Annotated in this window: 20 protein-coding genes; 13 read left to right on the top strand and 7 right to left on the bottom strand. The window is 60.1% G+C overall.

The features are described 5' to 3' along the window. The first annotated feature begins 20 nt into the window (after positions 1-20). The 5 genes from ACK3SC_RS18405 to ACK3SC_RS18385 all read left to right on the top strand — a co-directional run bounded on the left by ACK3SC_RS18405 (position 21) and on the right by ACK3SC_RS18385 (position 7774). Positions 21-1880, top strand: a complete 1860-nt coding sequence (locus ACK3SC_RS18405; protein WP_416841708.1) for an ABC transporter substrate-binding protein — start codon at positions 21-23, stop codon at positions 1878-1880. Continuing rightward, entirely contained in the window at positions 1877-2689 is an 813-nt protein-coding gene (locus ACK3SC_RS18400; protein WP_416841707.1) for a phosphatase PAP2 family protein, read from the top strand. The genes ACK3SC_RS18405 and ACK3SC_RS18400 overlap by 4 nt, the downstream gene beginning before the upstream one ends. Positions 2690-2739: 50 nt before the next feature. Then, on the top strand, positions 2740-3408 hold the full coding sequence (locus ACK3SC_RS18395) for a helix-turn-helix domain-containing protein (protein ID WP_416841706.1): 669 nt from the start codon (positions 2740-2742) through the stop codon (positions 3406-3408). A 611-nt stretch (positions 3409-4019) separates the two neighbouring features. Further along, positions 4020-4346 carry a helix-turn-helix transcriptional regulator gene (locus ACK3SC_RS18390; protein ID WP_416841705.1) on the top strand — a complete coding sequence of 109 codons (327 nt, stop codon included), beginning with the start codon at positions 4020-4022 and terminating at the stop codon, positions 4344-4346. 203 nt (positions 4347-4549) lie between these two features. Then, positions 4550-7774, top strand: a complete 3225-nt coding sequence (locus ACK3SC_RS18385) for a PAS domain S-box protein (RefSeq protein ID WP_416841704.1) — start codon at positions 4550-4552, stop codon at positions 7772-7774. A 124-nt stretch (positions 7775-7898) separates the two neighbouring features. Here ACK3SC_RS18385 and ACK3SC_RS18380 read toward each other — a convergent pair whose 3' ends face one another. Further along, the gene (locus ACK3SC_RS18380; protein ID WP_416841703.1) at positions 7899-8060 is read right to left on the bottom strand and encodes a hypothetical protein; all 162 of its coding nucleotides are present in this window, start codon (positions 8058-8060) and stop codon (positions 7899-7901) included. 272 nt (positions 8061-8332) lie between these two features. After that, positions 8333-8944: a hypothetical protein gene (locus ACK3SC_RS18375; RefSeq protein ID WP_416841702.1), complete on the bottom strand. Its 612-nt coding sequence runs from the start codon at positions 8942-8944 to the stop codon at positions 8333-8335. A gap of 256 nt (positions 8945-9200) precedes the next feature. Here ACK3SC_RS18375 and ACK3SC_RS18370 point away from each other — a divergent pair, with 256 nt between their 5' ends. The 5 genes from ACK3SC_RS18370 to ACK3SC_RS18350 all read left to right on the top strand — a co-directional run bounded on the left by ACK3SC_RS18370 (position 9201) and on the right by ACK3SC_RS18350 (position 13817). After that, positions 9201-10343, top strand: coding sequence for a DegT/DnrJ/EryC1/StrS family aminotransferase (locus tag ACK3SC_RS18370; RefSeq protein WP_416841701.1), 1143 nt, complete (start codon positions 9201-9203; stop codon positions 10341-10343). Beyond that, positions 10336-11331, top strand: a complete 996-nt coding sequence (locus ACK3SC_RS18365) for a Gfo/Idh/MocA family oxidoreductase (RefSeq protein ID WP_416841700.1) — start codon at positions 10336-10338, stop codon at positions 11329-11331. The genes ACK3SC_RS18370 and ACK3SC_RS18365 overlap by 8 nt, the downstream gene beginning before the upstream one ends. A gap of 254 nt (positions 11332-11585) precedes the next feature. Next, a complete protein-coding gene (locus ACK3SC_RS18360; protein ID WP_416841699.1) occupies positions 11586-12191 on the top strand; it encodes a hypothetical protein in 606 nt (201 codons plus the stop codon). Between the two features lie 187 nt (positions 12192-12378). After that, a complete protein-coding gene (locus tag ACK3SC_RS18355; protein ID WP_416841698.1) occupies positions 12379-12507 on the top strand; it encodes a hypothetical protein in 129 nt (42 codons plus the stop codon). 53 nt (positions 12508-12560) lie between these two features. Beyond that, a complete protein-coding gene (locus ACK3SC_RS18350) occupies positions 12561-13817 on the top strand; it encodes a MarR family transcriptional regulator (RefSeq protein ID WP_416841697.1) in 1257 nt (418 codons plus the stop codon). Between the two features lie 4 nt (positions 13818-13821). On the opposite strand, the gene ACK3SC_RS18345 is transcribed toward ACK3SC_RS18350, so the two are convergent. Continuing rightward, the gene (locus ACK3SC_RS18345) at positions 13822-14736 is read right to left on the bottom strand and encodes a glycosyltransferase family 2 protein (RefSeq protein ID WP_416841696.1); all 915 of its coding nucleotides are present in this window, start codon (positions 14734-14736) and stop codon (positions 13822-13824) included. A gap of 115 nt (positions 14737-14851) precedes the next feature. Between ACK3SC_RS18345 and ACK3SC_RS18340 the strand changes: the two genes are divergently transcribed. Beyond that, the gene (locus ACK3SC_RS18340; protein WP_416841695.1) at positions 14852-15820 is read left to right on the top strand and encodes an AAA family ATPase; all 969 of its coding nucleotides are present in this window, start codon (positions 14852-14854) and stop codon (positions 15818-15820) included. Here the strand turns inward: ACK3SC_RS18340 and ACK3SC_RS18335 are convergent. The 4 genes from ACK3SC_RS18335 to ACK3SC_RS18320 are packed head-to-tail and all read right to left on the bottom strand — an operon-like array spanning position 15798 to position 19118. After that, positions 15798-16481, bottom strand: a complete 684-nt coding sequence (locus tag ACK3SC_RS18335) for a hypothetical protein (RefSeq protein WP_416841694.1) — start codon at positions 16479-16481, stop codon at positions 15798-15800. The two genes, ACK3SC_RS18340 and ACK3SC_RS18335, sit on opposite strands and share 23 nt — an antisense overlap. Beyond that, a complete protein-coding gene (locus tag ACK3SC_RS18330; protein WP_416841693.1) occupies positions 16478-17737 on the bottom strand; it encodes a DUF58 domain-containing protein in 1260 nt (419 codons plus the stop codon). The genes ACK3SC_RS18335 and ACK3SC_RS18330 overlap by 4 nt, the downstream gene beginning before the upstream one ends. Continuing rightward, positions 17737-18318 carry a hypothetical protein gene (locus ACK3SC_RS18325; RefSeq protein WP_416841692.1) on the bottom strand — a complete coding sequence of 194 codons (582 nt, stop codon included), beginning with the start codon at positions 18316-18318 and terminating at the stop codon, positions 17737-17739. Before ACK3SC_RS18325 ends, ACK3SC_RS18330 begins: the two co-directional genes overlap by 1 nt. After that, positions 18315-19118, bottom strand: a complete 804-nt coding sequence (locus ACK3SC_RS18320; protein WP_416841691.1) for a DUF4129 domain-containing protein — start codon at positions 19116-19118, stop codon at positions 18315-18317. The genes ACK3SC_RS18325 and ACK3SC_RS18320 overlap by 4 nt, the downstream gene beginning before the upstream one ends. A gap of 116 nt (positions 19119-19234) precedes the next feature. On the opposite strand from ACK3SC_RS18320, the gene ACK3SC_RS18315 reads away from it, so the two are divergent. Both ACK3SC_RS18315 and ACK3SC_RS18310 read left to right on the top strand, forming a co-directional pair. Continuing rightward, positions 19235-20227 (top strand): hypothetical protein, encoded by a 993-nt coding sequence (locus ACK3SC_RS18315; RefSeq protein WP_416841690.1) that lies wholly within the window; start codon positions 19235-19237, stop codon positions 20225-20227. Between the two features lie 130 nt (positions 20228-20357). Beyond that, positions 20358-22799 (top strand): polysaccharide biosynthesis C-terminal domain-containing protein, encoded by a 2442-nt coding sequence (locus tag ACK3SC_RS18310; RefSeq protein ID WP_416841689.1) that lies wholly within the window; start codon positions 20358-20360, stop codon positions 22797-22799. The last annotated feature ends 9 nt before the right edge of the window (positions 22800-22808 follow it).

The raw sequence follows: 22808 nt of genomic DNA, 5'->3' as shown, positions 1-22808 counted from the left end.
ACCTCGCCCTCCATTCGACGATGTCATCTCCACGACTCCATAGACGGTCGCTTCTAGCGCTGGCCGCTGCCGGCCTGACGAGCGGGTGCATCAGGCAGTTCGAGTCCGCCGTCTCGCGTGACGAAACGCGGCAGCTCTCACTGAAAATCAAGACGGTCCCTGCCGATGCAGACGCGGCGGCGACGAAACTCGCGCGATATCTCTCGACGCGCCTCCAGCAGGTCGGTATCGACGCGACTGTCGTTCCGATGAGTCGCGAGGAACTCCTCCGGTCGGTCCTTTTGAACCACGACTTCGACATGTACGTCTACAGATACCCGCTCCAGCAGGACCCAGACTTTCTCCGACCGCTCTTTCACTCTCGGTTTTCTCCCGACACAGGGTGGAAAAATCCGTTCGGATACGGCGACCTCTCGGTCGATTCACTGCTCGAACGACAGCGGACGGAGACCGGGCCCGTACGAGCGGCGACCCTCGAAGACGTTCAACGGCGACTCGTCGAAAACCAACCACTCACACCAATCTGCGTTCCGACCACGTTCAGAGCGACCCGCCCAGAGCGGGTCGAGTGGCCGTCTGAACCGCCGATTCACAGTGTTCCCGCGTATCTCGCTGCCACCCTTGCCGACCCCGAGTCCGTGCCGTCGACTCCTGCCGAGACGGCGTCGGACGCCGTCCAGAACCAGTCGACACTGACGACGACTGAACGGACGACGGCAACGTCGCCGTCGGAGACGGGTCTCAGGATAACGACGACGGACGCCCGCCCGACGGAGAACCTGAACCCGTTGTCTGCGCCGTTTCGTTCCGATGGAACGGTCATCAGGCTCATTTACGATTCACTCGGACGGGAACTCGACGGGCAGTTTCGCCCGTGGATGGCGGAGTCCTGGTCGTGGCTCGACAGCGACTCCTCGACGCTCGCCGTTCGACTTCGTGACGACCTGACGTGGCACGACGGCCGCGACGTGACCGCTTCAGACGTCGAGTTCACGTTCGAGTTCCTCGACGACACGTCGCTCGGGTCGTTCGACCAACCCGTCCCGTCGCCTCGGTACCGTGGCCGGGCCTCGCTGGTCGAGGAGGTCAGTGTTCGGTCGGCCCGCGAGGTGTACATCCGATTCGACGACGTGGCCGAAACAGTCGCGGAACGCTCGTTGACGGTTCCGATACTTCCGAAACACGTGTGGGAAGCGTACGCCCGCAAGACGAGTATGCCCGTGCCGAACGGTGGACCGGTCACCGAAGCTCTCGTCCGAAACAATCTACGCCCGGTCGGAAGTGGCCCCCTTCGCGTTACTGGGACCTCCCTTCGAGAGTCTGTTTCGATGGAACCGTTCGAATCTCACTTCCTCTCGAGCGACTCCGTCGAGGAACCACTCGAACCGTTCGAGGGTGGATTCTCGTTCGATTCGCTCGAATTCACGGTGGTCCCATCGGACGGTGCAGCAGTCGAACTCCTCAGAGGAGGGACCGTCGACGCGACGGCAAATCCGTTGTCACCCGATGCAGCGGACGTCGCCCGGTCAACGAGTTCCCTCGACGTGTTGGAGAACCAGTCGCGGTGGTGTTACCACGTGGGCTACAACCTCCGTCGAGCCCCGTTGACGAACCCCCGATTCAGACGGGCGGTTGCCCGACTCGTCGACCGCCAGTTCCTCACTTCGTATCTCTTCGATGGCGACGCGACAGACGTCGTCTCGATACTCGGGACGACGGAGTTCGCCCCGCAGGGTGACTCGTGGAAAACGACCGTCGACAGTCTCGAATTCGCCGGCACTCGTGGCACAGGCACACTCGACATCGACCGGGCGCGCTCGATGTTCGAGAACGCAGGATACACGTATTCGTCCGAATCAGAACTTCTGGTGCAAGAATGAACGTCTCTCCACTCGTCTCTGTGCTGGTTCAGGTGCTCGGTGGGGCAGCCATCGGACTCGTCGTCGCCACAGTCGGCGTCGTTGGTCCGACACGGTTGCGGGCGGGGTTCGGAACGCTCCGTGACCGTCTCCGTGAGTCGTCACCGTACCTGGGGTTGCTCGTCTTCGTCCTCCTCGTAAACAAAGTCGCTCGCGACATCGGACCCGATGTCTCGTGGGCACTCGGATGGAACGTGACCGGTCTCATCTACGCGCTGGAAGGCGACTTCGTCCACCACGTCCAGTCACTTCGAACACCGGAGCTCACCGCAGTCCTTTCGACGGTGTACCTCTCTGGTTACGTCTTCTTGCTCACGTTCCCGTTCGTGGCCTACCTCTTTTCGGACGACAGACACCCGTTCGAACTCACCGCAGTTGCGTACGCGGTGAACTACGCTATCGGTCTCACGTGCTATCTCCTGTTTATCTCGTACGGGCCGCGAAACCTCCTGCCCGGGCAAGTCGAATCACTGCTCTACAGTACGTACCCGCAGACTCAGATTCTCACCGGTGAAGTGAACCTGAACACCAACGTCTTTCCGTCGCTTCACACCTCGTTGTCGGTGACAGCGGCCATCGTCGCCATCTCGACGTATCGGACGTATCCCGTGTGGGCGTTCGTCGCCCCAATTATTGCGGCCACTGTCGCCTTCGCCACGATGTACCTCGGGATCCACTGGGCGTCCGATGTCGTCTTCGGCGTCCTTCTCGGTGTCGTGAGCGTCGCGCTCGGTGAGTGGGTCATCGAGCGCCGAACCACGCACGCCTAAATCGGGCTTACTCGCCCGATAATAACGTCCATAGACCGATATGGGACAGTGTGAGCACCATCGCGACACTCCGCGTTCCCACAACGGAATTCGTCCTCGACGAGACACTCTCGGGTCGTTCGAGTATCGAAGCACGACCGCTTCGGTCGGTGCAGTTCGATGGCGCGAGTCTGTCACCAGCGATGTGGATTCGGGGAGACGATTCTCTCGCAATCGACGCGCTCCTCGAAGACGACCCGAGCGTCGCCAACCCCTCGCGTCTCCTTTCGACGGACGACGGCGGTGTCTATCGGACCGGGTTGAACCCCACGACCGACGTAACGATGAGACTCTTCGCAGACACTCGGCTGAATGTCGTCGGCGCACACGGCCAAGGGAGCGAATGGGTATTTCGAGTTCTCACCGACGACCGGAGTTCGCTCGGGTCAGTGGTCGAACAGTGGCAACGGACCGATCTTCAGCACACTGTCGAACGTCTCGAACACACCGAAGATCTCTCGAACCCAGACCGGTTCGGACTCACCGTCCCACAGTACCAGACACTCGTGACTGCGTTTCGAGAAGGATACTACGACATTCCTCGGGAAGCCAATTTAACTGCGATAGCAAACATATTAGGTATCTCCCATCAGGCGGTGTCACAACGCCTGCGTCGGGGCCACGAGCGGTTGATTCAGCGTGCCCTCGTGGAACGCCCTCCACGAGGGTTCCCGTTCTGACCACTTGCATATGCAACCACAAAGACGAGGCGTCTCACACTCGGAGAACAATCCGGAATGGACGCCTAAACTCGGCGACTGACTCGAAAACACCTGCCCACTCGCCACGTCGTGGTCCGATATGACACCACTGGACACATCGTCTGGCTGACCGCGCATCTGTCATCATGTGACTCGCCACTGACCCGGACCCTTCGTCGGCGTTCGAGACAGCTCGCTCCAAACGGCGGCCATTCTCCCCGCCCCTGCCCCACTACGGGAACTGAGGTAATCGCGTGTCTCTTGTTCCATTTATAAGGCAGTCGCGCTGCAGACCATCTACCGAACCAGACCAATACCAAATATCATTGGTAGAAGACACAACACAATGGGAGCCTGATATTAGTTCCATGCCGGACCGAAGTACAGACGACAGTGATCCTTCTTTCCACTCGACTGAGTGGTCAGAAGCCGACGGTGAGTCGAGCTCATCTGTTCGGTCCACACTGTCGTCTCCGTCTTTCTCTAACCTCTGGAGGTCATTCTGTGGCATCGTCTTCTCGCTTTGGACCGCGGTCGGACCCACTGCGGTACAGGCCACAGACACTGTCGCGTCTCCCACAGTCGAGTCGATGAACCCACAGACCAGTCGCAGGAACTCGTCTCTCTTGCGAGATGGAGGGACGCTCGAACCCGACGGCAAACCGGTGGACTCGGCGAGTCGCTCTGACCACCCGCTTCTCGGCGTCGAACCAGAACTGCTCAACCCCGAGCGTCGAATCCTTCAACTCTTGCTCGTCGAAGGTGGGGTACTCGCGCAGTCGGAGATCGTCGAACGAAGCCGCTGGTCAGACTCGACGATTAGTCGAACACTCTGTCGGTTGGAGGCACAGGAACGAGTGGTTCGTCGCCAAGACGGCGGTGGCAAACTCGTCATCCTCCCGCAATCCGATACGTAACTGCGTCCCACAAATCGATACGTAACTGTGACCATTTCACGAATCGGTGTCGTCGCGTTGTTCGGCTTCGACCGAGTGTGTCTGGACGGCCACAAACTAATTAGGCATCTTCACGAGACGATTACACCCCGAATCGAACTGTCTTCGGTGAGGCAGTACACGACACACGAGAAGACACCGATATTGAATTGGGACCTGAAACGATGACAGCTGAGAACCCCGCTCTCCAAGAATCGAGAGAAGAGGCGCTTGGGAGGATGACTGATGCGGTCTTCGCCCTCGACGAAGACTGGCGAGTCACGTATCTGAACGACCACGCGGAAGAATTGCTCGGCGCAGAGTCGTCGGAACTCCTTGGAGAGGCGCTCTGGGACGCGTTTCCGGAAGCCCGCGGGACGACATTTTACCGCGAGTATCGGCGGGCAGTCTCAGAGCAGCACCCCGTCTCTTTCGAGGAGTATTACGACCCGCTGGATGCGTGGTTTTCCGTTCGGGCATTCCCCTCCGAAACCGGACTCACCGTCTACTTTCGCGATGTCACCGAGGAACACGAACGCCGTGTCGAACTCGAACGTGGACAGAAACGTCTCGCTGTCCGTGACCGACTCGACGAGGTACTCACCGACGTCGTGAAGCTCGGAACGACCGTCGCTTCTCTCTCCGAGTTCGAATCCAGCCTCGTCGACCGTCTCCATCGAGTCGATGGTGTCCACGCCGTCAGAATGGACCGCGTCGACGTTAGCGCCGATTCGACTGAACTGGTACACAGCGCTGGCCCACTCGAGTTCGATGCGTCCGCTCCAAATGGACTGGTCGATGCCGTTGAAACTCGGGAGGTTACGCACGTCACGATTTCGGAGACGCCAGTCGAACGGTTCGACTCCGTCTCACGTGCACTCGTGTTCGTCCCTCTCGTCACTGCCGATGAATCTCGTGGTGGACTCACGCTCGCTGTCGGCAGCGTCTTCGATGAACAGGTCGCCCAGTCGGCGTTCGAGCACCTCTCGGATACCGTCGAATTCGTCGTCGAAACTCTCTGCAGTCGTGAAAAGTGGCGGTCCGTCGCTGAGGCGTTCGAACAGATAGACGCCGGCGCGTACGTCGTCGATGCCGATGGAACCATCGTCTGGGCGAACGAATCGTTCGCCGAATACGTCGGTATCGACTCCCTCGAAATCGTCGACAGCGACCACGAACTGTTCGTCGAGCGGAGGCTCGACCCGATATTCGACGGCCGTTGTGACATCACGTCGTATCTCGTCGACTCCGAGATAGCCACCGACCACTCGGAGTCGAGCGACACAGTCGCCCGAATCTCCGCAGGGTACGACCGAGATGAACGAGTCCTCGAACACGACGCACGGCCGCTTCAAGCAGGCCGGTTCGCCGGTGGAACCGTCCACGTCTTCACCGACATCACCGACCAGCAATCGGCAAAAAAGTCGTTAGCGGAGACCGAGTGGGTCCGTTCGTCACTCCTCGATACCTTTCCGGGGATGGCGTATCGATGTCGAAACACCAAGCAGTGGGAGATGGAGTACGTCGCCGGTCGGATAGAATCGCTCACCGGATACACCGCTGACGAGGTTCGAACGTCCATCTCGTGGGGCGAGACGATAGTCGACCCACGGGACAGGGACACAGTCTGGACCGAAATCCAGTCCCAACTCGAAGACGGAGACTCTTTCGAACTGTCTTACCGGATTGTCTGCCGTGACGGAACGACGCGGTGGGTCTGGGAACGTGGGCGACGAGTCGAGACGTCCGACGGAGAACGCCTCGCTGGATTCATACTGGATGTGACAGAGAAGCGTGAGGTAAAAGACCAACTGCGATTAGAAGAAGGGCGATTCCAGTCGCTCGTCGAACACGTCTCGGAGTATGCCATCTTCACGGTGAATCGAGACGGGTGTATCGAGAGTTGGAACGACGGTGCGAAGTGTATCACCGGATTCAGCGTAGACGAAGCGATCGGGATGCGTCTGTCGGCGCTCGTTCCCGACGACCAGGACGACCGGTACCTCTCAGCGTCGAACATGACCGAAGCGGTGATGCGCGGAGAATCGCACGCCGAGGGATGGATACAGACGAACGACGGCGAGTCGTTCTGGGCACGCGTGGTCCTTCGTGCGATTACAGGCGACGACGACGAGGTGCGTGGGTTCGTCGCAGTCGTCCGGGACATGACCGAACAACGACAACGCAGGCGCGAACTCGAACATCAGCGTGACGAACTCGTGACGTTGAATCGAATCAACGCCGTCATTCGCGATATCGACCGCGCACTCGTCCAGGCTCGAAGCCGACAGGAGATTTGTGAGGCCATCTGCGAACGTCTCACCGACGACGACCGGTACGAACTGGCGTGGATCGGCGAGAGCGACCCATCGAGAAACGTCGTCAGACCGATCGAATGGGACGGCACGGAAGGTGAGTACGTCGAGAACCTCGACGTGTCGATAGAAGGTGACCGGGGAGGCGGTCCAGTTGGCCAATCACTGCGAACTGACTCTGTCGCAGTCACCCAGCGAATCAGTGACGACCCAGAGTTCGAACCGTGGCGAGAGCGGGCACTCGAACATGGACTCCACTCGTCTGCGTCCGTCCCAATCGAGTATGGGGGCATCCCTTACGGGACACTCTGTGTCTACAGTCGTGATGCAGAAGCGTTCGACGAACGCGAGACGCAACTCCTCGCCGAACTCGGTGAGATGGTCGGCTACGCGTTCAACGCAGTCGACCGAAAACAGGCGCTCGTCGCAGACTCGATGACCGAGATAACGTTCGAACTATCCGATGGTCTGGAAGGAATCACTGGCCTCACAAGTGTGACTGACGGGCGAATCACCCTCACCAGTACAGTCCGAACCAACGACGAGACGTTCCTCCAGTACCTCCGAACCGAAGGGGTAGACCCCAGCGAGGTCGAAGCGGTTCTCGAAACCAACGAACTCGTTCGGTCGGTCGAAGTACTCTGGAGTGACGGAACGAACGGGTCGCTGTCTGTCACTTCGGACTCGTCACCGTTCACACAGGCGGTCAGTGTGTATGGCGGCCGTCTCGGCGAAGTCGTCGCCGAAGACGGTGTCGTCACCGCAAACGTTCGGTTCCCGAAAGGTGCCAACATCCACGCAGTCACTGACCAACTTCGGTCCGAGTATCCGGGAATAGAAGTGAAAGCTAAGCGAGAAATCCGGCCAGAAAACGAAGCACAGCGACTCGCTGAACTGGTCGCAGACGAGTTGACCGACCGGCAGGCGGAGGTGCTGAAGACAGCGTATCACTCCGGATACTACGAGTGGCCGCGCGATACGAACGGGACGGAACTTTCGGACCGTCTGGACCTATCGGCAGCGACGTTATCCCAGCATCTGCGCGCAGCACACGATACAGTCGTGGGAAGCGTCGTCGAACACCGGCTTCAGTGACGTCAGTCGTCCCCTTCACGGGAGTGCGAACGAGGTGCTCACGAGTCGTCGGACGGGAGACGCTGTCTGAGGAACCGTCCCCGATGCACTCGGGTACAGTGTCCGGTTCCCCGTGCCGGATTGCTCACAGCGCGAGGGTGACCGTGCCACAGAGCATGAACAGGAAGACGAACCGATGTGCCCACTCCATCGACAGGTCGATTCGGGGGGTGTGTCCCAGTCGCGACGTGGCGACTGCGAGTCCGACGAACGCGGCACTCACTGGAGCGAAGTGTCCTGTAAACATCGGTTACACCCCGTGTTCGTGGACTGCCTGTTCCGTGTCGATGCAATCGTTCGAGTCGACGTCACTCATGAACGTTCGTTGGTGTCGTACCCATTTGCTTATTCAGACTGTAAGTATCCCGGGAAAATCGAAGTAAGAGGCACCAAGCGGCAGCCTTGGGTGTCGTTCACGAGGTGAGTCCTCGGCGGACGGGTCGTCATTACAAACCCGTTAAGAAACGTGAAATAGTGTCGCTTCCGACGCCCCACCGGTCGCTCAGCTGTCCGCCGACCTTACCGGCGGTCGAGTGCTCGGTAACCGAAGAAGAGAACGACGACGACGGCAGGGACGAGCGCAGCGGACGTGTCGAACGGGGCAACGTTCGAACCGGCGAGTGCCACGCCGGCGACACCGAAGAGTAATATTCCAAGTTCGGCCACTCGCTGCGCTGGGACCTCACGCTTGTCCGTACTCTTCGTCGCCGTGTCGGACGTGCGGACAGTCGTCGGACCTGAGTGGGAATCTTCGGCGCTGTCTCCCGTCGCTCTGGCATCGCTCGACACCAGGGCGTCGGCGGCGTCGACGGAAAATACACGTCCCGTCTCGCGGTCGAAAACGATTCTATTCGTGGCTTCGAGTTGTGGGAGGTCGAAGTCGAAGAGGATGCTGTGAATCTCTTCGTCGGTGGGAACCATCCCGTCTGTCTCGAATTCGAACCACTCGGCGAGGGCGACAGTGAGTTCACCAACTGTGTACGGTGTCTGTGGTCGTGCGTCGACCAGAGAGACAATTTTGTCTCGCCGCTGTGCTTCAGAGGCCCCGCCAAAACCGGGTCTATCGTCGAGTACTGGGCCCGTTTCGCTGTCGGAATCGTCCGAACCTGCCGGTGCCCATGATGGCGCCATTGACAGTTCGACCTATGGAATCTATAAAAATAAAACCTCGTGGTGGTTCTCCGGGGATGATACGGCAGATTTTGCCCTGTCAACGTCTAAATCCGCTTATCTGGCCTATAATAATGCGGTGATAGTGTTTGTCCTCGAACAGCGGTCGCAAAGCCGCACGATGAGTCATGAGCGGAACACACCGAACCCACGATAGAGACAAACGTTCGACCCACTGCGCTGGGGCCGAACCGACCGAAGAAGAGGAGCTACACCGATGAGTGAGGACATCAACATCGCCGCACCGATACTCGGTGACGAAGAGCTCTCGGGCATCGAATCCGTCGTCGAATCGGGCATGATCGCCGACGGTCCAGAAGTCCGCGAGTTCGAATCGGCGTTCGCGGAGTACTGTGACGCCGAGTACGGCGTTGCGACGTCGAACGGGACGACGGCCCTCCATACGGCACTCGAATCCGTCGGTGTCGGCCCCGGTGATTTAGTCCTCACCACACCGTTTTCGTTCGTCGCGACGGCGAACGCGATTCGGTTCGCCGGTGCCAAACCGGTGTTCGCAGACATCGACCCGGAGACGTTCAATCTCGACCCGGCACACGTAGAGGCGACGCTCGAATCGCTCGAAGACGACGTTCGTGCGATGGTCGTCGTCCACCTCTATGGCTTACCAGCACCGATGGACCGATTGCGTGAAATCGCAGACGAGTACGACATCGCGCTCGTCGAAGACGCCGCGCAGGCCCACGGTGCGACGTTCTTCGACTCGCCAGTCGGGTCGCTCGGGGACGCCGCGTGTTTCTCGTTCTACCCGACGAAGAACATGACGACCGGCGAAGGTGGAATCGTCCTCACCGACGACGAGGACGTCGCTGCGAACGCGGCGAGTTTCATCAACCACGGCCGGGAGTCCGACGGCTACCGGCACGTCTCACTCGGTCACAACTTCCGGATGACGAGTATTGCCGCGGCGATGGGGCGCGCCCAACTCGACCGGTTGCCCGGATTCGTCGAACGCCGTCGAGAGAACGCCGAACGTCTCGACGAACTGCTCGCGGACACGAACGCGGTCACACCGACAGTGCCTGACGGCTACGGCCACTCGTATCACCAGTACACCATTCGCGTCGGCAATCGGGATTCGGTTGCCGAACAGCTCGACGAACACGGCATCGGAAGCGGCGTCTACTATCCACGATGTATCCACGAACAACCTGCCTACGACGTACTCGACGTGAGCGCACCCGTCTCCGAACTCGTCTCCGAACAGGTTCTGTCGATTCCGGTCCATCCGGCACTCGACGACGAGGAGGTCGAACGGGTCGGCACCGTTCTCCGAGACGAGGTGGACATCGAACCACCGAATCGGCCTGTGGAACCGTCGATGGGGGTGTCTGATGACTGACGACGCGATGAAGGCGGGCGTCATCGGCGTCGGGAGCATGGGCCAGAATCACGTCCGTGTGTACGACGAACTCTCAGAGACCGACCTCGTCGGTGTCTTCGACGTCGAAGCCGAACGAGCAGCAGACGTGGCCGAGGAGTACGGAACGACTGCTCGCTCGCTGGAGGACCTGTTCGACGTGGCGGATATCGTCTCCATCGCCGTCCCGACGCAGTTCCACTACGAGAACGCCAAGCGCGCACTGCAGTCGGACGTCCACGTCCTCGTCGAGAAGCCGTTTGTCGCCGACCCCAAGAATGGCCGAGAACTCATCGAACTGGCTGACGACCGGGGTCTCACGCTACAGGTCGGCCACATCGAACGGTTCAACCCCGCGGTCCAGACGCTGCGCACCCTCATCGACGACCTGAACATCTACGCAGTTTCGACCGAACGCGTCGGCCCCCCAATCGACCGCGCAATCGACGATTCGGTCGTGATGGACCTGATGATTCACGACTTGGACATCGTCCTCGATATCGTCGACGGTGACGTCGACTCGTACAACGCAGTGGGCACCCCCGACTGTCGCTACGCCACTGCCAACCTCAGCTTCGATTCGGGCGTAACGGCGTCGTTGACGACGAGCCGGGTCACACAAGAGAAAGTTCGTGGACTCACCATCTCGGCCGAAGACTGCCGGGTCAAGGTCGATTACATCGACCAACGTATCGAGATCCACCGGTCGTCGGTCCCGACACATATCGACGACGAGTCGCTGGTCCGCCACCGCCACGAGAACTTCGTCGAGACACTCACTGTCGGTGAGGTCGAACCCCTGAAGAGTGAACTCGAGTCGTTCGCACACGCTGCGAAGACCGGCACCGAACCCGTCGTCGATGGTGAACAGGGGTTACGCGTCCTGAAGCTGACGAAATCGCTCGATGAGGCGGCACAATCCGACGCCGACATCGACCATCGGGTACAGGTCGACGCCCCCTCACGGTAGTCTTCCGCTCTTCTGGTCGCCCTTCGCGGCTGCAACAATTCGGATTTCGCCGGTTATCGTCGCTTCAACGTCTGACGATTGTTAGATATCCAACAAAGCCAAGGTCTGGCGATTATGGTGCTCGAAACAATCTGAAACAGTGTTGAAAATCACGAAATTTGGCTTAGTGAGGGGGGTAAACCGATTGCAACATTCGGAAAATCCGGAACGAACTCAGCGATTTATTTGGGGTCGAAATAACGCTTCGAGCGAAGATGACTGCCCAAGTAAACAGCCCAAACGATTCGCTGATCGACCAGCAGACGGACGCGGACGAGCAGCCGGACGAACTCGGAAAAGACGAGATATACCATCTCCTTCAGAACGAGCGTCGGCGTAAGGTTCTCGAGTACCTGCGTGGTTGCGAAGGCCCCGTTCAGATGCGAGACATCGCCGAACAGGTCGCCGCGTGGGAACACGATACGACTGTGCAGGCGCTGATGTCCGACCAGCGCCAACGAGTGTACATCGCACTGTATCAGGCACACCTCCCGAAACTGGACGAAGAAGGCGTCATCGACTACAACCAGAGTCGTGGAATCGTCGAGAAGAAACCGCGTGCAGAGAGACTCATCGCTCACCTCGAACAGCCGGACGACGACAGCTCAAACGACGCCAAAGCGGACGACTCCGAGCGCCCGTGGGGAACGTACTATCTCGGCGTCTCCGGGATGAGCGGTCTTCTCATCGGTGCATCGGGACTCGGTCTCCCCGTCGTGGGTTCGGTCCCCCACTTGTTCGTGGCGCTCACTATCATGAGCGTCTACACGGGACTCACGTTCTGGCAGGTTCTCGACGATTTCGACGTGGACGAAGAGTGACGACGCCCGCACGCTAGTTGTCAACTGGAAGTGCAGTTTGCAGAAACGCAGCATCTCCTGAAGACCGACGATAGCGGTTCTTCGGCACCGATTCCGAGATGTCACTACATTCGTAGTCTACCCTCCGTATGCCGTGACATTCATATCGATGAAGGAAAATAATGTATATGACAAACTGTTCGCTCAAATGAATAAAGACGCCCTCCCTGCACTCAACCACGGCCAGTGTGCGTACCCATTCCGTAACACCGGTAACGACGTTGCCCTCCACAGCGCTCCAAATAGATACACGCCGATGACGGAACAGACACCGTAACGATGCTTCAGAGTCGACTCTCCATATTGACGGTTGTTCTCCTCCTCGTCACGATGGGGTTCTCTACACCGGTTGCTGGTGCGACTTCGGCAGAAGGAGAAGCGTTCGTTGAAGCGGAGTTCACGAACACCGTCTCTGTCGAACGGTCGGACGGTTCGGTATACCTCTGGGAATCTGAACCGAATACGATCGAAGTGACGTTCAACGCGACGAACGAATCTAACATCTACAAGCTCTGCGTGAACAACGAACAGGGTGAGAGGGTCGACTGTAAAGACGCGACCGCCGCCCCCGGTAACAAGACGGTGACGTTCGAGTTCGAGAACCTCACCGCGTTCGAGGGGTCCAGCAACGCGACGGTGATCCTCTGGAACAACTACCCCGGCCAGTCCGCGAAGATGGGAAGCGACAGCGTCAACATCACGACGATTTCTAAAACTGGCGACATCGACGGTGACAAGCTCGAGAACGCCAACGAACTGCGGAACAATACGTCGATGTTCCTCATGGACACCGACAGCGACAGCCTCGAAGACGGTGCCGAGGTGAAAAACTATGGCACCTCTCCGACCGCTGCCGACACCGACCACGACAACGTGGCGGATGCCGCAGAGCTGTCGAACTCGCTGTCACCGGTCGATCCGGACACAGATGGCGACGGTATCCCCGACGGTGTCGAGATGAAGTTGGACCTGGCGCCGAAGGACCCGACGGCAGACACGGACGGCGACGGGTTGACGGACGCGTACGAGTGGGAACACGGCAGTAGTCCCATCGTCGCCGACACCGACGGTGACGGGTTGAACGACAAGCTGGAGACGAAACTGGGAACGGATCCAGACGACTCGAGTGAGATGCCGATGCTTATGGCCGCGGGTGGAACGCTCTTCGGCGTCGCCATCGTCGGGGGACGATGGTTCATCAACACCAGGGAGTACGAGCTCGACGATACGGTACTGGCCTGGTTCTCACTCTCCAAACCCGCAGCCGACGCGGGAGAAGGAGACGACGACGGACGTACCGCCGAGACAGACCGTCTCACCGAATTCGACCGAGACGAATTACTGAGTTCGTCGCAGCCGACGTTGACCGACGAGGACAAAGTAATCCAACTGCTCCGCGAGGACGACGGGTGGGTCTATCAGAGTGACATCGTCGAGAACACCAACTGGTCGAAGTCGAAGGTGAGCAGACTGCTCTCCCGGATGGCCGACGAGGGGAAGATCGAGAAAATCAGTGTCGGACGGCAGAACGTCGTCGCCGAAGATGGCTCGATGCCCGAGGGGTTCGGCTCTCCATTCGACGAGTAGTCGCTTACGCGTCGAGACGGTTCTGGACGCCTTTGAGTACGTTGAACGCGAGCCCCGGGAGTTGAGACAGCCCAGGTGTCGAACCGGCGCGGAGGAACGTTACTCCAGTATCGAACCGGCCTTCCTGCAGGTACAGTGCTCCCAGCGCAGAGAGGTGGACACCGGTCACGTTGTATCCTCGCGTCTCCAGTTCGACGACGTCGTCGGAGAACACCCGCAAGAAGTGTGCGTTCGCCCGTCGTACTGCGTCGGCGCTTGGCCCCCCCGAGGGATAGCGAAGTAAGAGCGGTTCGTCCACGTACGCGAGTTTCCCTTGCTTGAGAACCCGAATGAGGAACTCGGTGTCCTGATAGCGTTCGAACGACTCGTCGAAGCCATCGATTCGGTCGACGACGTCTGACTCGACGACGAGCGTCGAACCGGCGCTGGTGTGGAGATTCTCCATGAGTATCTCCGTGACGAGTTTTTCACCGCCTTCAGCCCCTTCTCTCGACTGATGCCCGCCGACGTACGATTTGACGCGCTCCCACAGGAGGTTCGACGCGTCGTCGTCGACGATGGTCGTCCCGCAGTAGGCGGCGACCCACTCGTCTGAGCGCCGTTCGATGGTCTCGACCTGCTGTTCCAGTTTCGTCGATGCCCACTCGTCGTCGGAGTCGAGGAGGGCGATGTACTCGCCAGACGACTCCTCGATTCCGGTGTTCCGTGCGGCACTGCCCCCCTGGTTCGTCTCGTGACAGAGATAGGTGACTCGCGGGTCGTCGTACGAGGTGACGACTGCCTCCGTGTCGTCGGTGGAAGCGTCGTCGACGACGATTACTTCGACGTCTGACAGCGTCTGGCCGAGGGCGCTGTCGATTGCACGTGGCAGGACGTCCGCTCGATTGTACGTGGGAATGATGACGCTAACTGTCGGCATCGAGTATCGACTGCCACTCGTCTCCGTGAACCCTTTATTATCGATTTGGTAACGAGACTGGCTGTCACGTGCTTATCCGTCGGATAATAATAGCCGAGTGGGCAGACGAGGGCGTATGGACATCGACGAATTACACAGGCAGAGTACCCGCGTTCTCGACGAAATATCCCGCTCCGTCGTCGTCGACCGGAGCGTTCTCAGACGAGTTCTCACAGGCGTTCTCTCGCAGGGTCACGTCCTCCTCGAAGACGTTCCCGGAACCGGGAAGACACTGACTGCGCAGAGTTTTGCGACTGCACTCGGTCTCTCGTTCAGTCGCATCCAGTTCACTCCCGACCTCTTGCCTGCCGACGTTACCGGGACGTACGTCTTCGACGAACGTGACCGAACCTTCGAGTTCAGCGAGGGGCCACTGTTCGCGAACGTCGTCCTCGCGGACGAAATCAACCGTGCGTCGCCGAAGACGCAGGCGGCCCTCCTCGAAGCGATGGCCGAAGGGCAGGTGACCGTCGACGGCGAGACGCACGCACTTCCGGACCCGTTCTTCGTCATCGCCACGCAGAATCCGGTCGAACGGGGCGAAGGGACCTTCCCGCTTCCGGAAGCGCAGAAAGACCGGTTCCTCATCAAAGACAGCCTCGGGTATCCCGACGAAGAAGGAGAGTTAGAACTCCTCGACAGGCGTGACGCACGTGACGAACCGACGCCAACGGTCTCGAGCGTCCTCTCGAGGGACCTGGTCCGAGAGATGCAACGAGTCCCTGAGACGGTTCGGGTGAACGACGAGATAAAACAGTACATCGTCGACATCGTCCGCCAGACTCGCACCGACGAACGCGTCTCGGTCGGCGTCTCTCCCCGTGGGTGCCAGCGACTGTTCGAAGTGGTCCGGGCCACCGCCGCAGTGCAGGGGCGGAGTTTCGTCATCCCTGACGACGTGAAAGCAGTCGCCCACGCGACGGTGGCACATCGCATCGTCCCGACCGCCGAGGCGACCGTGAACAATGTTGAACGAAAACAGATCGTCGACGAAGTACTCGCAGAGGTTTCGGTTCCGACGGTCAGTCGTGGAGCGCGAGCGTAAGGAACACCAGGGCGACCAGGAGAAACACGACCGAGTGAAGTGGAAGCCCCGGCGTTCCGAGGTCACGGACGACCAGACCGGACACGACGGCGATACCGCCGACGACCGCGGTCACACCGAGGTGGGCAGACTCGACTGGCCACGTCTTCGACTCACGCCCGAGTTGCTCACCGACGTTTATCGAGTTCTCCGCAGCGTCCCACGAGAGTACCAGCGCCGCACACGACAGGAGCAATGGAATCGTTCCTGCGTCCTGAAAGAGCCCGCCGCCGACGATACAGAGGAGGATTGCTGCGTTCCCGAGTTTCACCAAGAGACGCGACCCTGTGCCGCGAAGGGGGAGTGTCCCGAGACCGAGACACCCGAGTCCAACGATTCCGAGACCCACCTCGACCATCCCGGGGACTCTCGTGACACTCGTCGCGGCAAGCCCGACGCCAGCGATGGAGACGATACCGCCGATTCCGAGCGCCGCAGTTCCGAACAGTCGGTTGGTCTCTCGGAAGCGGTGTGCACCCTCCCGGGTCACTGCGATACCGACCACCATGACGAACATCCCGACCGTCGCAGCGGGTTCGATGAGCGACACCGCGACGCTCGCGGCGAGTAACGAGACGAGCGCGCTGAGTCGGACCGGCCGACGAGTGACTGCTTCGCTCACGCGTTGACCCTCCGTTGGGCCTCGATTGCGAGCGCCAGGGAGCCGTCGAGCGACCATTCGATGACCGGGATTCCGACCTGTCGAAGCGCGTGCAGTCGATTCTGTCGTTCGACGGTGGCTAACCGTTCTCCCGGTGTCTCCTCGGCGGTGACGTCGGGCGAGACGACGGTCACGGAATGTCCGTGCGTGTCGAATCGACGTGCAATCTCGACGGCGTCGTCGTCACAGACCGGTGAGACGAAGACGACCTGCGTCTGTGCGCCGAGTCGTTCGAGATACCGCGTTACCTGTGTCTCGACTGCAGACTCCTCACCGGTCGGCCTCGAAGCAAACGCTGGGTGTGTCGTCAGGCACTCTCGAACCCTGATTCGGTGTTCGCGCCCGGCGTCAGGGGCGACGAAACACGAATCGGCCGACAGGGCAGCGAGTCCGACGTGGTTTCGCCCCCGGAGGAACGACGCCGTCAGTTGTGTCGCTGCCGAGACACCGGCGTCGACTGCGTGCGTTCCCGTCGGGGGACTTCGGTAGGCTACTGCCCGCGTGTCGACGAGGACGAGGATGGAGACTGCCTGTTCCTCGCGAAACTCGACCGTGGTGAGGTCGCCAGTCGATGCGTATCTGTTCCAGTCGATTTGGCTCACTGGGTCGCCACGTCGATACGCTCTGGTCTGTTGGAATTCGATTCCAGTTCCGATGCCGTTGGCGGTGACGTTGCCGACGGTGTCGAGTGTCTGGGGTCGAACTGGGCCGTTCGAGATGTCGGTCGTACAGTCCAGTTCCGTGTCGTCGTCGGACTGGAGTTCGAGTTCGACCTCGCGGTCACCGCTCGGGTCTCTGACGACTGCTGTTGCGGGTTCGAAGGTATGGTGTCCGTGTTTGGCTTCGACGGTGTACGTGAAGGTCTCTGAGTCTCCGGGCCGAAGAACCATCCCCTGTCGTGCAGGACCGTCTGTGACGGCGAGTGCCGGGGGGACGCCGTCGACGAGACGACAATCGAACAGCGATTCGGACCCTTCGTTCGTGACCGAGACTGTCACGTCAACCTCGTCGCCGTCGGCGGGGGTCGTGGTCGAGAGTCGTCGTTCGAGTGCGAGCGACGGTTCCGAGAGCGGGACGGAACGATGGTAGGTGGCGAAGACGATACCGACAGTCGAGACCAAGAGGAGTTCTTGTCGTTTCGCCAGAAGCCCCCCTGCTGCGACGACGAGTGAGACGGCCACGATACCACGCCAGCGGTTGGTCTGGTTTGGTTCCATTATCGGCTCTCTCCGTGTTCGATTGCGTGAATCGCGTCGGCTGTACGATGTGCCCGATACTCGGCCGGAGTCTGTCGTCGCGGGAGTGCTGCAACGGCGGTGTTCAGGGTTGACTGCTGTGGCCTTCCAAGGAACGCGGCGGCCGTTTCGTCGTCGGTCCACGCGCCACGTCTGACGAGTCGCTGCGCCTGACTTCGGCCACAGTCTTCGGTGCGCATCAGCACCTCGACGGCAGCCGTTCGCAGTCGATTCTTGATCGTCGTCCGCGTTCGTTCACCGACGATTGGTGTTCGAAATCGCCACCCCTGAATCGTCTCGTCGAACGACTGCCCGGCCGGTGGGGTGTCGATTGGCGTCTCTGTATCTGGCGTCTCCGTCTGGTCGAGTTGACTCTCCCGCCCCGAGACGAGGACCGGGACGGCGGCGACGAGGGCGAGTACCGAAAGTCCTGTCACGAGGATGTAGTCGCCGCCCGAACCTGAGAACGCGTCGGTGATGCCGGTTCCGACGCCCTGAACCAGTGTTCCGACGACGAGACAGCCCAGTCCTGCGACCCCAAGGAGTATCTGTCGGGCGTTCACGAGTCCCCACCTCTGTCGAGACGGCGTACTCTGTCGAGGTACTGTCGGGCCCGTTGGCGTCGGTCTTCGGTGACCGGTGCACCGCCGTAGGTGACCTCCTCGAAGAGTTCTGTGAGCGACCAGACTGTGTTGGCGTCTGCACCGTTCCGCCGGGCGAGCGCTGCTCGTTCTCGTGGTGTGAGTGGCCCCTCGCCGTCGAGCTTCAGTCGCTGGACCATCTCGTACCACGCCTCAGCGACTTCGTTCTGCGGCGTCGCCGGTGGACGGCTGTCGTCCGAATCGTACTCGTCGGCCGTCGAACTCCTGAGACGGCCGAAAACCGGACTGACTCGTGTGGCAATCTCGTCTCTGTAACGAACTGAAACCGCGAGTGCGACGAGTGCGACGAGTGCGACGAGGTACGTGACGAGTGTCGATAGGAACGCCAGGAGCGCGTCGAGTAACTGCTCTAGCGTGTTCTTGGGGTCTTCCGATCCCGACCCAGACGACTGTTCGGTCTTGGACGAACTCGACGAGGAGCTGTCGTCTCCGTCGCCGTTACTCTTCGAACTCGGTTCTACCTCGTCGGAACTGCCTTGGTTCGTCTCTTCAGGGGTCGCCTGTGGGTCGTCGGTCATCGATTGATACTCTCGTTTGATATCGCTGGCCTGTCCTTTGTCGATGGGAAGTGAGGCGTAGTCGAGGTCGATCGCCTCGCTCGGTGACGAGTCGACTGCAGATTCGAGCGACCCTGCGGCCGACCCGACGACGAAGAGACACACGAGTGCCAGCGCGAGCGTCAGGGCTCTATCCTTGTTCATCGAACCGACCTCCTCGGATGCGTACGTGACACTTTAGTGGCACTCTCGTGTTCATCTACCCTTATTATCCGGCCGGTAAATCTGAACTAACTACTCGATAATAACGGAGGGGCAGTGTGTTGTCCAGAGCGACAGAGATGGAACTACCATCGAGAACACTGAAACGAGCGAGTATCGCACTTCTCGTCGCCCTCCTGATGACGACGGCCGGTTGTTCGTCGTTCACTGGCGGCGACACGAGTACACCGACAGAGGCGGTCACGACAGAGACGACCGCGCAGACGACACAGACGACAGAGACGACCACACAGACGACGACACAACAGGAGACCACGACGGAAGAAGACTCCAACAGTTCCGGGAACAACTCCACGTCGAACGAGACTGGGGCGTCGAGTATCGACGCCGCGTACACCGGGGAGATGGCCGTGATGGTCGCTGGTGACCGCATCGACATCGCCGAGAAACTCGACGAAGAAGACGCAGTGGCCGTGACCGACACCGACACGTGGTACACCAACGAGAGCACGACGCTCGCGGAGGCACTCGCAGATACCGGTGTCGAGGCGTCCGAGTCGACGCTGTCGTACGACGGCGAAACCTACGACGAGTCCACTGACGGCACGAAAATCATTTACCGTGTCGACAGTCACGAAGTCGACCCCGACGAGTACACACTCGAATCTGACGACCAGATTTGGGTCATGGTCATCACCGACGATTCGAACGTCACGACGCCGGGCGAGTACATCCCACCGGAGCAACTGCACGTCCACGGGACGATCGACTTCACCGTCGACGGTGAGCAGCTCGACTTCAGTCGTGACAAATACCAGCAAGCAGGGCACAACGACCACTTCCACTTCGAAGGCGGACACGCGAATCCTTGGCACGCTCACTCCGCGCACGTCACGCTCGCGTACGCCATGTCTACTCTCGACGGCATCAACATGACCGACGACTCCGTCACGTACAACGGAACGACGTATCCGTACGACGGCGAGAACGGAACGGTCACGGTCACCGTGAACGGCGACCCCGTCGAGCCGACCGAGTACTACCTGAAAGACGGTGACTCGGTCAGCATCGAGATCGAGTCCTCGAACTGACTCTCCCTCCCTGCGTATTTATGTACACGAACCACCGGACAGCAACGAGCCCACATCTATACTGCCGGACACACCGGCGTCGAGGAGCGACGAGTACACACGTCGAGCGTCCCACGAGGGGGCTGTCACGATGAAGCGGAACATGGTGACGGCGTTCCTCTCCATCTTCGGCGGGCGAATCTTCATCGTGCTGTCCTCGGTGGTCTTGACCCCGATTCTCATCACGACGCTCGGATTCGAACTGTACGGGCGCTACAGTACACTCACTGCCGTATTCGGCATCTCGACGATATTGATGAGTTCCGGTATCAACAGTGGTGCCCGGAAGTTCCTCGCCGAAGACCGGTCGATACAGAACTGGAAGGCCAACGTCTTCGGCTACTACTTCCGACTCGGGACCATCCTCGCGGTGTTGACCGCGATCGCGTTCGCCGCCGCTGCCAGATTCGGTCTGGTCACCCGGTTCCTCGGCCAGGAGTACGTCATCGGATTCTATGGGTTGGCCGGGCTTACCATCGCAACGCAGTTCCGTGAGTACTCTCGCCGGTCCCTGATGGGCCTCAAGCAAGAACATCTCTCGGAACCGCTCCGCGTGTTCAACAAAGTGGGGTCGAGACTCGCACTCATCGGCATCGCCTATCTCGGATTCGAGATTGGCGGTCTGTTGGTCGGCCTCATCGTCGTCAACAGCCTCGTTGCCCTCCTGGCACTGTGGTGGCTTCGTCAAAACATCTCGCTCCGAGGGATTTTCAGTACGACACCCCAGGAGTTCCCGACGTGGGAACTGTTCAGTTTCAACCACCTCTCGGTGGTCTACATGCTGTTTCTCACGTCGATGTACCACGTCGACGTGCTGATGCTCGCGTCGTTCGTCACGGAGACGCAGGTCGGGTATTACAAGTCCGCGCTGGTCATCAGCCAGTTCCTCTGGGTCATCCCTCGGTCCATCCAGTCGATGCTCGTCCAGTCAGTCTCGGACCTGTGGGCAGACGGTCGCATCGACCAAATCAACGAGATTGCGTCGCGAGTCACCCGGTACGGGATGCTCGTCGTCGTCCTGCTCTCGCTTGGATTGGGAGCGCTCGCGAAAGATTTCGTCCCGTTGTACCTCGGTGACGGAGCGATGCCGGTCGTCACACCGTTGCTCATCCTCCTTCCCGGGACCATCGGGTTCGCAGTCGTCAGGCCGATTCTCGCCATCAGTCACGCGAAGGCGGATATGAAACCACTCATCGCGGCGACCGGTGCGGCGGCGGCGCTGAACATCGCGTTGAACGCGGTACTCATCCCTCAGTACGGAATTCTCGGGGCGGCCATCGCGACGACCACCGGGTACTCGTCGCTCCCCCTCTTCAACCTCTTCAGTGCGCGCTACCTCGGATACAAACCGTTCGCGGACGCGCGCCTCGGCCGCGTGGTTGCGACGGGATTCATCGCGGGTGTCCCGATATTCATCCTCTCGATGACGCTCGAGAACAGTCTCGTCGCGTTGGCAGTCGTCCCCCCGATTGGCTTCCTCGTCTACGTGACAGTGGCGTTCATCGTGGGTGCCGTCGACGTCGACGAAGCACTGGACGTGTTAGAGTCACTTCCCAATCCCATCGGGCGACGTGCGACCGACATTCGGATGCGACGCGGTGGTCTCGGTGGGTCGGGTGGGCCGTCGTGGGGTAACGAGTCGTGGGCCGAGCGCCACAAAGGCTCCCTCCAGCACATCCTCCTCGCGTTGGGGGTTGTCCTCTCCGTCTCGGGAGTTGCACTCGCCGTTGGAGTTCCGGGCGTCGACGTCGGTCCGTCCATCGACGGTGATTCGCCGGTTCCAGAGGTGAACACCACTGCCCCCGTCACGGACACACCGATGCCGACGACGGATTCTCCGACGCCAACGTCGTCACCCACCTCGACGAGCGAGACGCAGACCACGGATTCGCCGTCGAACACGACGACCAGTTCGGCGAATTCGACCACGACACCGGGGACAAACACGACCTCGACGACTGAATCGGGTGGCGACGACGACACGCCGACTGAGACGACAACATCGACGCCGACTGAGACGACGACGGCGACATCGACGACCGAATCTCCGACGGATACGACCACGACCACTACGTCGACTCCGACGGATACGACCACGACGACGGACACGACGACCACGTCCACGACGACGGACACTACAACTACGTCTACGACAACGACGACGGACACTACAACTACGTCCACGACAACGACAACGGACACCACGACCACGTCTACAACAACGACGACGGACACCACGACCACGTCGTCAACGACGACGACTGAGAACACGACGACGACTGAGGATACCACGACGGACACGACGACAACAGAGAACACGACGACCACCACGTCGTCGACGAATACGACTGACACCACCACGACGACTGACACCACCACGAGTACGAACGACTCGTCGACACTGCTGATGGCTCGCCCAATGACGGCGACTGACTGGCTTTTCTCACAGTGGTCACCGACCGGTGGGTCGATGTGGTTCCAGTCGATTCTGTTCGTCGGCGTCGTTGCACTCGCTGTGCGTACTGCGAACTAACTCACGACC

The sequence above is a fragment of the Haloferax sp. DFSO52 genome (assembly GCF_048158745.1).
Classification (GTDB): Archaea; Halobacteriota; Halobacteria; order Halobacteriales; family Haloferacaceae; genus Haloferax.
Note: the sequence above shows the minus strand (reverse complement) of the source record. Positions and strands in the feature narration are given on the sequence as shown.

What these genes read in the sequence shown, in the direction of transcription:
- ACK3SC_RS18405 (WP_416841708.1), top strand. Translation starts at nt 21, where the DNA reads ATGTCATCTCCACGACTCCATAGACGGTCGCTTCTAGCGCTGGCCGCT.
- ACK3SC_RS18390 (WP_416841705.1), top strand. Translation starts at nt 4,020, where the DNA reads ATGAACCCACAGACCAGTCGCAGGAACTCGTCTCTCTTGCGAGATGGA.
- ACK3SC_RS18380 (WP_416841703.1), bottom strand. Translation starts at nt 8,060, where the DNA reads ATGTTTACAGGACACTTCGCTCCAGTGAGTGCCGCGTTCGTCGGACTC.
- ACK3SC_RS18355 (WP_416841698.1), top strand. Translation starts at nt 12,379, where the DNA reads ATGAATAAAGACGCCCTCCCTGCACTCAACCACGGCCAGTGTGCGTAC.
- ACK3SC_RS18350 (WP_416841697.1), top strand. Translation starts at nt 12,561, where the DNA reads ATGGGGTTCTCTACACCGGTTGCTGGTGCGACTTCGGCAGAAGGAGAA.
- ACK3SC_RS18320 (WP_416841691.1), bottom strand. Translation starts at nt 19,118, where the DNA reads ATGAACAAGGATAGAGCCCTGACGCTCGCGCTGGCACTCGTGTGTCTC.
- ACK3SC_RS18400 (WP_416841707.1), top strand. Translation starts at nt 1,877, where the DNA reads ATGAACGTCTCTCCACTCGTCTCTGTGCTGGTTCAGGTGCTCGGTGGG.
- ACK3SC_RS18370 (WP_416841701.1), top strand. Translation starts at nt 9,201, where the DNA reads ATGAGTGAGGACATCAACATCGCCGCACCGATACTCGGTGACGAAGAG.
- ACK3SC_RS18360 (WP_416841699.1), top strand. Translation starts at nt 11,586, where the DNA reads ATGACTGCCCAAGTAAACAGCCCAAACGATTCGCTGATCGACCAGCAG.
- ACK3SC_RS18330 (WP_416841693.1), bottom strand. Translation starts at nt 17,737, where the DNA reads ATGGAACCAAACCAGACCAACCGCTGGCGTGGTATCGTGGCCGTCTCA.
- ACK3SC_RS18345 (WP_416841696.1), bottom strand. Translation starts at nt 14,736, where the DNA reads ATGCCGACAGTTAGCGTCATCATTCCCACGTACAATCGAGCGGACGTC.
- ACK3SC_RS18375 (WP_416841702.1), bottom strand. Translation starts at nt 8,944, where the DNA reads ATGGCGCCATCATGGGCACCGGCAGGTTCGGACGATTCCGACAGCGAA.
- ACK3SC_RS18365 (WP_416841700.1), top strand. Translation starts at nt 10,336, where the DNA reads ATGACTGACGACGCGATGAAGGCGGGCGTCATCGGCGTCGGGAGCATG.
- ACK3SC_RS18340 (WP_416841695.1), top strand. Translation starts at nt 14,852, where the DNA reads ATGGACATCGACGAATTACACAGGCAGAGTACCCGCGTTCTCGACGAA.
- ACK3SC_RS18385 (WP_416841704.1), top strand. Translation starts at nt 4,550, where the DNA reads ATGACAGCTGAGAACCCCGCTCTCCAAGAATCGAGAGAAGAGGCGCTT.
- ACK3SC_RS18310 (WP_416841689.1), top strand. Translation starts at nt 20,358, where the DNA reads ATGAAGCGGAACATGGTGACGGCGTTCCTCTCCATCTTCGGCGGGCGA.